General features: G+C 61.2%; 9 protein-coding genes. 3 read left to right on the top strand and 6 right to left on the bottom strand.

Annotated elements, in window-relative coordinates:
• From PQR08_RS38030 to PQR08_RS38010, 5 genes are all read right to left on the bottom strand, one after another.
• Positions 1–685: thioesterase II family protein (locus tag PQR08_RS38030; RefSeq protein ID WP_408164370.1), on the bottom strand; the 685-nt coding region annotated here is incomplete at its 3' end.
• Positions 686–994: 309 nt separating this feature from the next.
• Entirely contained in the window at positions 995–1,861 is an 867-nt protein-coding gene (locus tag PQR08_RS38025) for a LysR family transcriptional regulator (protein ID WP_250485338.1), read from the bottom strand.
• A gap of 1,424 nt (positions 1,862–3,285) precedes the next feature.
• Complete coding sequence (locus PQR08_RS38020) at positions 3,286–4,632, bottom strand: MFS transporter (RefSeq protein WP_250485339.1); 1,347 nt, start codon at positions 4,630–4,632, stop codon at positions 3,286–3,288.
• A gap of 232 nt (positions 4,633–4,864) precedes the next feature.
• Entirely contained in the window at positions 4,865–5,782 is a 918-nt protein-coding gene (locus PQR08_RS38015; RefSeq protein ID WP_250485340.1) for an SMP-30/gluconolactonase/LRE family protein, read from the bottom strand.
• Entirely contained in the window at positions 5,779–6,609 is an 831-nt protein-coding gene (locus PQR08_RS38010; protein ID WP_250485341.1) for an NAD-dependent epimerase/dehydratase family protein, read from the bottom strand. The genes PQR08_RS38015 and PQR08_RS38010 overlap by 4 nt, the downstream gene beginning before the upstream one ends.
• 198 nt (positions 6,610–6,807) lie before the next feature.
• Between PQR08_RS38010 and PQR08_RS38005 the strand changes: the two genes are divergently transcribed.
• Positions 6,808–7,797 (top strand): LacI family DNA-binding transcriptional regulator, encoded by a 990-nt coding sequence (locus tag PQR08_RS38005; RefSeq protein WP_187604208.1) that lies wholly within the window; start codon positions 6,808–6,810, stop codon positions 7,795–7,797.
• A 72-nt stretch (positions 7,798–7,869) separates the two neighbouring features.
• On the opposite strand, the gene PQR08_RS38000 is transcribed toward PQR08_RS38005, so the two are convergent.
• Positions 7,870–9,159 (bottom strand): MFS transporter, encoded by a 1,290-nt coding sequence (locus tag PQR08_RS38000; RefSeq protein WP_250485342.1) that lies wholly within the window; start codon positions 9,157–9,159, stop codon positions 7,870–7,872.
• Between the two features lie 433 nt (positions 9,160–9,592).
• Here PQR08_RS38000 and PQR08_RS37995 point away from each other — a divergent pair, with 433 nt between their 5' ends.
• Together PQR08_RS37995 and PQR08_RS37990 are read left to right on the top strand one after the other, a co-directional pair.
• Entirely contained in the window at positions 9,593–10,465 is an 873-nt protein-coding gene (locus PQR08_RS37995) for a DMT family transporter (RefSeq protein ID WP_238288957.1), read from the top strand.
• Between the two features lie 84 nt (positions 10,466–10,549).
• A partial coding sequence (locus tag PQR08_RS37990; RefSeq protein WP_250485343.1) for a methyl-accepting chemotaxis protein occupies positions 10,550–12,502 on the top strand: 1,953 nt, incomplete at its 3' end.

Here is a 12,502-nt window from a genome sequence, read left to right as displayed (position 1 = left end):
CCGCCGACAATTCCGGCATTCGGCCGACAAAGTAAAAGTGGCCGCCAGAAAAGATCCGGTGCTCGAAACGCTGCGTCGTGAACTGCGCCCAGCGCGATGTGACTGCCGGGGGAGCGACTTTATCGGATGCACCAGAAAGCACGCGAATGTCGATGCTCAAGGAGGTCGCATGAGACGGAACATATCTGGATAGAATTTTGAGGTCGCGTTCAAGACGATCAACAATCGTGCCGCTACGCTTTCGTGGCTGCTTCAGGCTGACCGACGATTCATCAAGAGGGAAGAATGAAGCTCCGAGCTCGCCTGCAGGAGCGGACACTTCATCGGGCGGAGGACATGCCGACAAGACCAATCGTTCGATACGCTCTTGTTCAAACCGCAGTGCCGCCTCGAAAGCAATCAATGCGCCCATACTGTGGCCAAAAATAACAATTCTCCCTGGCACCTTCTTGAGCAACTCGCATACTTTTTCGGCCAAAGTCTGAATCGTCTCGCCTCCTGCAACATCAGACGATATTTCCGCGAGGTCGACTTCGACGGAGTTCGCGACTTGCGCGATCTCTCCTTTCAACGACGCGAACGCATTTTCCGGTGCTCCTGCGAAGGGTAACAAGACGATGGAACGCCGGACCGTGCAGCAATGCTGGCATGCGCATTTCATAGCTTTTGGACCGTCCTGCTTCATATCTTCGCTTGCCACAATTTAGCTCTACTTCTTACATCTTAGCCCGCCGTGTTTCGCCACTCCGTTGTGTTCGCGAAACCGTCGGTTTCCCACTGGTGGATGAAATATCTTTCCGAGAAAGCACGTTAAGATAGCACCAGATTATTCTTATAAATTCCTACGTTCACTTATTCAATATATCTAAATATGTAGATTGAGCGTCGGCCCTCTAAATTCATCGAACAGATCGAGCTTGAACCAGCTCAGCTCAATCGGTCAAACGAGCTTAAGGAACGGACCTGCTTGAGAGAAAGAGAATCGATCGCGACTTTACATAGGCTCGTTCATCGACTCCACCATAAAGTCGATGAAGGTACGGACTTTTGGTGCAAGATATCGGCGATTCACGTACATCGCGTAAAGTGACTGTGAAAAAGGAATATATCCAGGAATGGCAAATTCCAGCGAACCGGAGCGGAGATCTTCGGATGCAATCCAGCGAGGGAGGTAGGCGAGGCCGAAGCCTTGTCGAGCGAGTTGCAGGATCAATGTCGTATCGTTGGAACGAATGACGTTGCTTCCGTTGATGTCGACAGAATTTCCTTTATGTGCTTTCGCATTAGCCCAATCACTCAATATCGGCATGACATAACGATGAAGGGGCAGTTCCTCAACAGAAGACGGACGACCCGCCCTGGCAAAATAGGCGGGCGCACCGATCAAAAGGAAATCGACGGTCGCAATCGGTCGCGCTATAAGCGAGAGTGCCGGGTTCTCAGTGACGCGCAACGCAAGATCAAACCATCCAGATGCGAGGTCGGCCTTCTGATTGTCAAGAAACAGTTCGAGTTGAACATGCGGATAAGCCTGTTGATATTCGATTAGCTTGCGAGCAAAGACCGGGTTAGAAAGCCACTGCGGCGCCGTTATGCGCAGTTTACCGCGCGGCGATCCGTTGCGTTGCCCCAGCAACACTTCCGTTTCGTTAAGGATCTCAAGCGCTTCCCGGCACCTTTCATACGCGAGTGTCCCCGACTCGGTCAGGCTGATGCTTCGACTGGAACGATGCAGCAGTCGCGTATGCAACGTAGACTCCAGATGAGCTACATGTTTGCTTGCCATGGCCGGCGACATTGTGAGTCGCTTCGCTGCACTTCGAAAAGAACTCGTCTCTACGACTTCGACGAAAACTTTCATGCTTTTAATTGAATCCATTGTATGATCGGCCCTTTCTAATTTTCTCGACAGCATGCGCCAAATCAGCAAAGGCGGCTGTTACGCTGCCTCATTTTCGCCCCTGAGTTGACCGATGAGCGAGTCCGCCATACCCAGTCGTAAGGTCAGCGGGATACTTTCCACTTAATTCGTTTAGCTAACTATTATGCGAACGCTGATTGATCTTACCGTCGGCGCTGGCGCAAGGCGAGTTCCAGCGCAACACAAATCGGAATTAAGCGCTTGGTCCACAAAATATGACGCAACCGATCAAACTTGCGGAACTCAAATATATTGGCGTAAACGGCCGCGCACGTTCCCGAAGCAATGCTCTCAACTTAAGCCTAAAAGCGCTTGTATACGGCGCGTCAACCCTGTAAGCTCGTCTGCATAACTCCCTGATAAATCAACGATATGAGCTCAAATACCGGCGTCTTCCCGACTTCTGGCTGAGTTCTCCGACTTTCTATTCGATCCGGCGCTCGCCGAGCGTGCGGGTCGTTCTCCTGCTGGATTTACCCGCAATCGCACTCGGTCGCGGCTTTGTCGGCAAGATGATCGTTGCCGCACTCGCGCGACGCGAGATTGCGTTCTGCACGCGTATCGATGCACGTAACTAGACATGCGTCACCGACTTTGCCCGCAGCGGCCAGGCCGAGCGCGTGGTGACGCTTAAGGCGCCCAGCGAGCGCGATGCCTGTGCTTACGAACTTGCCCGCACGTCCATCACCGTGCGCCTGATCCGCGATGTCACACCGAACGTCCGCGCCCGCGTGCTAATGAACTCGCTGCTCGTCCTCCGGCGTCACCTTTGGCGCGCTCGATCATCGGCACTGGCGCATCGAGGAAGCCTTCAAACGTCTAAAGCACCGCTCGCAACTGGAGGCCGTCACGGGTCTGGCCTATCTGGCATAGCAGCAAGACTTCGGCGCCAATATTTTCGCTGACCCTGCGCACACTGCTCAGGAGCTTGATGAGCCGTACGAGGATCACCGTGCCAGGTGTCCTAATCGCGTGTACGCATGGGGCCCGCTCAAGCCGATACTTGCATGCTTGCACTGTGCCTTCTGCGTATCCGGCGCTGTCTGGATGCGCGCACACCGGTACTGGCGGTGATCGGCAAGGCCCGATGCCGCATACAGCCCTCACGCTCACATCCCAGACCACCAGAAAGTGAAGTCCCACGGACATATCACGTACAAACGTGTTTGATAGCTTGGGGCTAAAATTGAGAGCACTGCCTCGCGAAGACGCGCGGTCCGGACGTTCTCCACACAGCGTGATAGTTAAGCAACCGACTCAAGCGCTGGTTGACGGTGCAGTGAGAGTCGGCGCAAAGAAAATTATTAATTCAACGCGCGAGGACGCAACTTCGGATGCCCTCGCGACGTCGGCATGTTGAATGCTTATCGCGCTGCTTGAGGCTGAGCGTCTTCAACGTCGTGCGCCCCCGAAATCGTCTCCATCGACGAATCGTGATGCAGCAGCAGCACGGCGGCCACGCCGACCATGCCCGCCCCTGCGAGGCACAGCAGGCCCGCGCCGAAGCCGCCCGTGCTGTCCTTGATCCAGCCCATCGCATAGGGCCCGAAGAAGCCCGCGAGGTTGCCGAGCGAGTTGATCGCGGCGATACCGCCCGCAGCAGCAGCCCCCGACAGGAACGAAGCCGGCAGCGTCCAGATCACAGGCAGGCAGCCGAAGATGCCGAAGCCCGCGATCGACAGCGCGATCATCTTCATCACCGGGTTATCCAGCCCAGCAGAAGCCGCGATGCCGCCCGCCGCCACCATCAGCGCAATCGCGACGTGCCAGCGGCGCTCGAGCTTGCGATCCGAATGCCGGCCCCACAGCACCATGCTGATCACGCCGACGACATACGGCAATGACGTGACGAAGCCCGTCTGCAGGTTGGTCAGGCCGAACGCCTTGACGATCTGCGGCAGGAAGAAGCTCAGGCCATAGTTGGTCGCATTCGCGCCGAAGTAGATCAACGCGATGGCCAGCACGCGCGGATTGAAAATCGCCTCCTTCACGCTGAACGCATGCACCGATTCACGATGCGCCCGTTCCTGCGCCTGGCGATTCACGAGCCAGTCACGCTCTTCCTTCGCGAGCCAGTGCGCATCGGACGGCCTGTCGGTCAGGTAGAAATACACGACGAACGCAAGCAGGAGCGCGGGAATCGCTTCGATCAGATACAGCCATTGCCAGCCCTGCATGCCGTTGATGCCGTCCATCTGCAACAGCGCGCCGGAGATGGGCCCGCCGATCACCGTGGACAGCGGAATCGCCGCCATGAAGTATCCGACCACACGGCCCCGATACTTCGCCGGAAACCACAAGGTCAGCAGAAAGATGATGCCGGGAAAGAAGCCCGCTTCCGCGATGCCGAGCAGAATGCGCAAGCCATAGAACACGTAAGCGTTCGACAGGCCCGTCGCTTGCGCGATGTGCGGAATGTAGGCCATTGCCGCCGCGAGAATGCCCCACGTGAACATGATCCGCGCGATCCAGCGACGCGCGCCGAATCGTTCGAGCAGCAGATTGGACGGCACTTCGAAAAAGAAATAGGCGATAAAGAAAATGCCGGCACCGAAGCCGAACATGCTGGCGGTAAAGCCGAGCGCCTTGTTCATCTGCAACGCCGCGAAGCCGACGTTGACGCGATCGAGATACGCGATGAAGTAACACAAGATCAGGAACGGCACGAGGCGAACCATCACGCGCTTCATGGTGCGAGCTTCAAGGTCCATCTAGGTCTCCTCCGGATAAGAGAATCGGGTAGATCGCTGGTACTTGAGGTACCTGCGGAGACTACTCTTTACGGAGGAACTACAGCATTGGTGTTTGTTCTTGGTATCGGTTCCGAAGCGGTACGTGTCTGTCGATTCGATGCGCGCCAATGCGGTGCATCGAATCGTTTGCGTCCCAAACTATGCGTAAAAATTGCGACCGGGGCGTGCGATTCGCCCCGTTTCGCGACGATCATGCGACCGGTAACAATCCGGCGTAATCCGGTTCCGGTAAGCCTTGCACACCGGGGTTCATGGCGAACACATAGCCGTCGTCGTCAGTGGCGTTCATTGCCGGACGAATTGTCGTCACATAGAGCGTCTTCAGATCGGTCCCGCCGAATGCGCACATCGACGGCTTGCTCGCGGGCAGCGCGATCTCGCGATCCAGCTTGCCCTGCGGCGTGAAGCGCAGCAAGCGTCCCGCGTCGTTCGCGCAGGTCCAGTAGCAGCCGTCCGCATCGACAGCGGCGCCGTCCGGGCGGCCCGCGTAGTGATGCAGATCGGCGAACACACGTTGCGCGCCGGGCGTGCCCGTATCGGGATCGAAGTCAAAGGCCCATACTAGGCGGCGTTGCGGGTGCGAGTCGGACAGATACATCGTTCTGCCATCCGGCGACCACGCGAGACCGTTCTGGGTGATCAAACCATCGACAATCGGCGCGGAGAGCGTGCCGTGCTCGTCGTAGCGATACAGCGCGCCGGCAGGACTCGCGAGCGACATGTCCTGCACCATCGTTCCGGCCCAGAAGCGCCCTTGCCTGTCGCAGCGGCCATCGTTGAAACGCATGCCCGTAGCGGGAAACGCTGGCGCGGCGAGCTTCACGGCGCGCCCTTCGTTCACCCCGCCCGCACCGGAGAGCGTCACGGCGAACATGCCGCTCTCCATGCCCGCGACGACCCGCCCCGGTTCATCGAACGCAAAGCACGCGACCTGCTCGGCAAACGCCCATTCCGTGCGGCGCGCGCTGTCGACTTCGAGCCGAACGATTCGGCGCGCGGGAATATCGGTCCAATACAGCGCGCCCTCTTGCGCGCGCCATACCGGACATTCCCCGACCGTCGCACGGCCGCCCGCGTCGAGCCGTTCGGCGCGAACGGATGCGCTCATCGCTTGCGCTCCATCGGTTCGCCCAGCACGAACGCGCCGCCCTGGAAGCGTTGCGCGGGGTCGTCGCGTTCGGCGGTCGGCCCGCTCACCGGAAAGAGTCCGTCGAACTGCGCGGAGCTGTCCTTCGGATTGAAGCCGAGGAAGCCGGCCTTCGCGTTGTCCCACCACTTCACGGGATTGTCCGACGCGCCATACACCACGGCGTGCCCGACGCGATTCGCGAACAGCGAGCAGCGCACGAGTTCGATGAAATCGCGGTAGCTCAGATACGTGACGAGCATGCGCGGATTCTTCGGCTCCTCGAACGACGAACCGATGCGCAGGTTCACCGTCTCGATGCCGAAGCGGTCGAAGTAATAGCGCGACAGCGATTCGCCGAAGCACTTCGTCACGCCGTAGAGGCTGTCCGGCCGATGCTGCGCATCCGTATCGATCACCTCGGTGACCGGATGAAAGCCGATTGCATGGTTCGAGCTCGCGAACACGATGCGCTTCACGCCGTAACGGCGCGCAGCTTCATAGATGTTGTACGTGCCGCGGATGTTCGCCTCGATCAGATCGTCGAACGGCGCATCGATCGAGATGCCGCCGAGATGCACGATCGCATCGACACCTTCGACGAGTTGCATCACCTTCTCGCGGTCCGCGAGATCGACAGCGCTGATTTCTTCGTGGCTCGCCGCATCGTCGAGCGGCGCGATGTCGGAGAGCCGCACGACGTCGGCCCATTGCGCGAGCGCGCCGCGCAACTGACGGCCCAGATTGCCGGCGGCGCCGGTCAAAAGCAGGCGCTTGAACGGTTTGCCCGCTGCATTTGGCTGATTCATCGAGACTCCTGTCCAATACGTGGTAATACGTTGAAAGCAAAAATGAAGAAAACGTTTTCGGGACTATAGCGACGGGGCGGAACGGCCGTCAATCGCCGTCCGGCATTCATAACGCTGCATGCAAAATGCATGATGCGCGTCATTGTTTCCCGGTTTTCTGCGACAATCCGTAAACATTGCGAAAACGTTACCTTCCGAATGAAGAAAATTTCCCCGACCATTCGCGACGTCGCCGCCGCAGCGGGCGTGTCCGTCGCGACCGTCTCAAAGTACATCAACGGCGCGCAACGCTTCTCCGCGCCGGTCGAAGCCAAGCTCAAGGAAGCCATCGATACGCTCGGCTACCGGTCGAACCCGCTCGCGCGCTCGATGATCACGGGCAAGACGCGCACCATCGGACTCACGATCCTCGACATCAGCAATCCGCACTTCACCAACGTCGTGAAGGGCGCGAACCGCATTGCGCTGCGCCACGACTACACGCTGCTGCTCGTCGATATCGACGAGAACCAGGCGCGTGAGCGTCCGCTCATCGAAGCCCTCGCGCAGCGTGTCGACGGGTTGCTCGTCAGTTCGCGTCTCGCCGACGAAAACGCGCAATGGATGCTCGACCTCGACAAGCCCGTCGTGCTTCTGCGCAATGCCGAACTGCCGATTCCGAGCGTCGGCATCAACAGCCGCCTCGCTACCTACATGCTCGCGCGCCATCTGCTCGATCTCGGCCATCGCCGCATCGCGTATCTCGGCTTCGAGCATGCACGCATCAACGATGAACGGATTCGCGGCGCACGCGATTGTCTCGCCGAGGCGGGCCTCGAGCTCGACATCTACGAAGCGCACGCGCCGACTGCACTTGCGGGCGAACAGGCCTGCTCGCGCGTGATGCTCGGACCGAAGCGGCCGCAAGCGGTGATCTGCTACAACGACCTCATCGCGCTCGGCTTCATGAAGGAAGCCGCGTCGCTCGGCATTCGCGTGCCGAAGGACGTGTCGGTGACCGGCATCGACAACGTGCCTTATGGCGCATACGCTGCACCGGGGCTCACGACCGTCGACATCCAGAGCGAGAAGATGGGCGAACTGGCGATGCAAAAGCTCATCGATGCGCTCGCCGGTCATCCCGACCCCGGCAACTCCATGTTCGAGCCGCGGCTCATCGTGCGTGAATCGACTGCTGCGGCCGCGTGATTCGCGCCGCGCCGCCTGCAAGTTGCGAGTGCTGGCGGCGCGGCGCATTTTCTGATTAGTAATAATTAGCGATCAGGCCGGGAGCTTCGCCGGCGTCATCTTCGGCGTGAGCATGTGCATGATCGCGAAGGCGATGAGATACGCCGATGCGCCGATCGCGAACAGCACCCAGTAGTGACCCGTGCGCTGCAGAACCTGGCCGATCACTTCCGAGAACAGCACGCCGCCGATCGAACCGGCCATGCCGCCGATACCGACCACCGCGCCCACTGCACGACGCGGGAACAGGTCCGATGCCGTCGTGAAGAGATTCGCCGACCAGCCCTGGTGCGCGGCCGCCGCGAGACCGACGATCGCCACCGCGACCCACAGATTGTCGGCCTGCGAGACAAACGCGATCGGCAACACGGCACATGCGCAGATCAGCATCGCGGTCTTGCGTGCCGCATTCACGGTCCAGCCCGCACGCAACAGCGCCGACGAAATCCACCCACCGCCGATGCTGCCGATGGTGGTGATCGCGTAGATCACGACGAGCGGCAAACCAATGTGCTGCATGTCCATGCCGCGCGATTCGTTGAGCCACTTCGGCAGCCAGAACAGATAGAACCACCACACCGGATCCGTCAGGAACTTGCCGACGATGAACGCCCACGTCTCGCGCTGCTTGATGAGCACCTTGAAGCCCGGTGCGCCTGCTTTCGCGTTGGCGGCATCGGCAGAACGGGTTTCGTCGCCTTCGTTCGCGAGATCGTCCTCCTGCGCGCTGCCGTCCGGCTGGCGATACATGAAGAACCACACGACCAGCCACACGAGACCGACTGCACCGACGATCACGAATGCCGCGCGCCAGCCGAAGGCCACCGCGATGGCGGGAATGAGCGCGGGTGCGAACACCGCACCGATGTTCGCGCCGGAGTTGAAGATGCCGGTCGCGAGCGCGCGCTCGCTGCGCGGGAACCATTCGGCGGTCGTCTTGATGGCGGCCGGGAAGTTGCCGCCCTCGCCGATGCCGAGCAGTGCGCGGACCATCGCGAAGCCCATCACGGAGCCGACGGCCGCGTGCAGCATCGCGGCGATGCTCCATACGAACATCGCGAGCGCGTAGGAGATACGCGTGCCGAGCCAGTCGACGATACGCCCGAAGCAAAGCAGACCGATCGCATAAAACGCCGAGAACGCGATCACGATGCGGCCGTACTGGATCTGCGTCCAGCCGATGTCGTGCTGCAGCATCGGGGCGAGCAGACCGAGGATCTGCCGGTCCATGTAGTTGATGACCGTGGCGAAGAAGAGCAGCGCGCACACGGTCCAGCGATAGCGGCTGGCGGTACGCACGACGCCGGCAACGACAGTGTTCATGAAAGTCTCCGGACGCGGCGGCGCTCGTCGTGCCGCGTTCTTTGTTGCATGACCGGCGACGAGCGCCGTGGCGATGGCTTGCGTAGGTGGTGAAGCCGCAAGCCGGCCTGGGTTTTGGAAAACGTTTTTCGAAGGATAGTGGGTTTGCTCTCGACTGACTATCCTGGTATTTGCCCTAATCCAAGCCGAAGCGTCGGCGTAAAGGGGTTGCGCGCCTTATCGTCGAGCAGGATTTGATCGACGAGCGTAGTTAATCGTTTTCTATAAATTTCCTATTTCTGCCGCTACGGACGCGCTTGCATTCGGCGTTTCGCATGCACTTTGGCGTTTTGCATGCCGCCTCACGCATACAAAATGCCGACCCCGCGACCTTCGAACCCGCCGGCGCGCCTGTATGATCGAACCCCATGGACAACCACGACAAACGCCTTCCATGCCTGCTCGATTGACGGGGCTCCTTTATCTGCTCGTCACCGCCACCGGCTGGGCGCTGAACTGGCCCGCCATGAAAATCCTGCTGCGCGAGTGGCCGCCGCTCTTCTCGCGCGGCATCGCCGGCATCGCGGCCGCCGTGCTGCTCGGCGTCATCGCAAAACTGGCAGGCGAGAACATGCGCGTGCCGCGCGCGCTGGTGCCGAGGCTGCTGCTCGCATCGGCGATCAATGTCTTCGCGTGGATGGGCTTCTCCACGCTCTCGATGAAATGGCTATCAGTGAGCGAAGGCGCGCTGCTCGTCTACACGATGCCGATCTGGGCGATGCTGCTCGCGTGGCCCATCGCGAAGCGCAAGCCGTCGGTCGCGGGCTTCTGCGCCCTCGCGCTGGGCCTTGCGGGCGTGGTCGTGCTGCTGTCCGCGCACGGCCTTTCGTTCGATGGCGGCAAGCTCGCCGGCATCGGGTTCGCGCTTTCGGCCGCGCTGCTGTTCGCGCTCGGCACGGTGATCACGCACGGCCCGATACCCATCCCGCCCGTCACGCTCGTCGCGTGGCAAGTCGGCATCGGCTGTGCGCCGATGATCGTGCTCGGCCTCTATATCGAGCATCCGGTTTTTTCCGCGCTCGGGCTCGACGGCTGGGCCGTGCTCGTCTACATGAGCCTCGTCCCGATGGCCGTGTGCTATCTCGCATGGTTCGCGACGTTGCGCCGCCTGCCCGCCGAGGTCGCGTCCATCGGCATGCTGCTCGTGCCGATCATGGGAATCGTCGCTGCGGCGCTCACGATTGGCGAGCCGCTCGGCGCGCGCGAGGCGATCGCGATGGCGCTCACGCTCTCGGGCGTCGCGCTCGCCATGAGGCAACGCCGGTAACTCACGCCCTGACGAAAAATTAAAGACCTGACAAGGACGTGCCGATAAGTGGCAGTACAACTCTTATCGTTCAGCCATTCCCCCATGCTTCGTAATACTCTGGCCCGCATGAACGTCGGGACCAAATTCGCCGTGCTCGCCTGCGCGCTCACGGCAGTCGTCGTTGCCTTCTTCACCATCGCCGTCACCCGAAGCGCGGGCGAGCAGGTCGATGAGCACGCGCTCGCACGCGTCGAAAGCGAGAATCGCTCGATCGCGACGATGATCGGACTCTTCGACAAAGCCGTGAGCGCGGAAGTCACGCGCTTCATGACGATCTTCGCGCACCGCCTGCCCGCCACTTTCACGCTCGACGAAACGCGCACCGTGGACATCGGCGGCGTTGCGACACCGAGCTTCCTCGCAGGCGACAAGCCCCTGAACAACGACTTCGCGATCCCCGATGCGTTTCTCGACGAAAGCGGCGCGATCGCGACGATCTTCGCCCGCACCGGCGATGATTTCGTGCGCGTGACCACATCGCTCAAGAAGCAGGACGGCACGCGCGCCATCGGCACGCTGCTCGACCGCAAGGGCCCCGCGTATGCGCCGATGATCGCGGGCAAGCCGTACATCGGCATCGCGACGCTCTTCGGCAAGCAGTACGTCACCGAGTACAAGCCCGTCACCGATGCGTCGGGCCGTGTGATCGGCGCGCTCTTCGTGGGCGTGGACGTGACCTCCGAATTCGCCGCGCTGCAGGACGGGATCGCGAAACTCGTGATCGGTGCGAGCGGCTATCACTTCGTCGTCGATGCATCGAATGGGGCGAATCGCGGCAAGCTGCTCGTGCATCCCGGCTCGAAAAACGAACTGGCCGATGAACGCGTCGCCCCCTTCAGGCAGATGCTCGAATCGCACGAAGGCCAGCTCACGTTCGACGGCGCCGACATCGCGGGCGCTGATGCGCGCGTGCATGGCGGCACGAAGGAAATCGTCTACATGACGGTGCCGCAGTGGCAATGGATGATCGGCGGCATCGCCTATCGCGACGAACTGCTCGCGGATGTGCACGAGAGCCGCAACCGCTTTCTGATGCTCGGCCTCGTCGTGGTCGCGCTGCTCGTCGGCGTGCTGATCTTCGCGGTGACGAAGCTCGTGGGCCGTCCCATCGACGACGTCACGCGCGCCTCGGAACGCATCGCCGCGGGCGATCTCACCGTGCGCATCGACAGCACGCGCGAGGACGATATCGGCCGCCTGATGCGTGCAATCGATGGCATTGCGCGTGGGCTCGCGGGCATCGTCGCGCAAGTGCGCAGCGCATCGGCGGACATGAACGATGGCACGGCGCGCATCGCGTCGGGCAGCAGCGATATCGCGACGCGCATCGCCACGCAGGCGGCGAGCGTCGAAGAAACCGCCGCGAGCATGGAACAGATCACGAGCACCGTGCAGCAGAACGCGGCCAATACCGCGCAGGCCGGTACGCTCGTCGCGTCGGCTTCGGAGGCGGCGCGCGCGGGCGGCGACGCCGTGGGACGCGTCGTGGCGACGATGAGCGAGATCGATGCATCGGCACGCCGCATCGCCGATATCACCGCGACCATCGAAGGCATCGCGTTCCAGACCAACATCCTCGCGTTGAACGCAGCCGTCGAAGCGGCGCGCGCGGGCGAGCATGGCAAGGGCTTCGCGGTCGTCGCATCGGAAGTGCGCGCGCTCGCTCAACGCAGCGCGGGTGCAGTGAAAGAGATCGAAGCGCTGATCGCCGAATCGGCCGCGAAGGTCACGCAGGGCTACAAGATCGCCGAGCATGCCAGCAGCACGATGGGCGGCATCGTCGAGCGCGTGTCGCGCGTGAATGCGATCGTCGATGAAATCGGCGTCGCGTCGCGCGAGCAGGCGTCGGGCATCGAGCAGGTGAACAGCGCGGTCATGCTGATCGGCGAAGCGACGCAGCAGAACGCGGCGCTCGTGGGGGAAGCCGAGCACGCCGCCGCCGAACTGCGCGATCAGGCCGAACGTCTCGAACGCGCTGTCAGCATGTTTCGCGTT

Source organism: Caballeronia jiangsuensis, from assembly GCF_046030135.1.
GTDB classification, from domain to species: Bacteria; Pseudomonadota; Gammaproteobacteria; order Burkholderiales; family Burkholderiaceae; genus Caballeronia; species Caballeronia jiangsuensis.
This window is presented reverse-complemented; position numbering and strand designations above follow the sequence as displayed.

What these genes read in the sequence shown, in the direction of transcription:
- PQR08_RS38020 (WP_250485339.1), bottom strand. Translation starts at nt 4,632, where the DNA reads ATGGACCTTGAAGCTCGCACCATGAAGCGCGTGATGGTTCGCCTCGTG.
- PQR08_RS38015 (WP_250485340.1), bottom strand. Translation starts at nt 5,782, where the DNA reads ATGAGCGCATCCGTTCGCGCCGAACGGCTCGACGCGGGCGGCCGTGCG.
- PQR08_RS38005 (WP_187604208.1), top strand. Translation starts at nt 6,808, where the DNA reads ATGAAGAAAATTTCCCCGACCATTCGCGACGTCGCCGCCGCAGCGGGC.
- PQR08_RS37995 (WP_238288957.1), top strand. Translation starts at nt 9,593, where the DNA reads ATGCCTGCTCGATTGACGGGGCTCCTTTATCTGCTCGTCACCGCCACC.
- PQR08_RS38000 (WP_250485342.1), bottom strand. Translation starts at nt 9,159, where the DNA reads ATGAACACTGTCGTTGCCGGCGTCGTGCGTACCGCCAGCCGCTATCGC.
- PQR08_RS38010 (WP_250485341.1), bottom strand. Translation starts at nt 6,609, where the DNA reads ATGAATCAGCCAAATGCAGCGGGCAAACCGTTCAAGCGCCTGCTTTTG.
- PQR08_RS38025 (WP_250485338.1), bottom strand. Translation starts at nt 1,861, where the DNA reads ATGAAAGTTTTCGTCGAAGTCGTAGAGACGAGTTCTTTTCGAAGTGCA.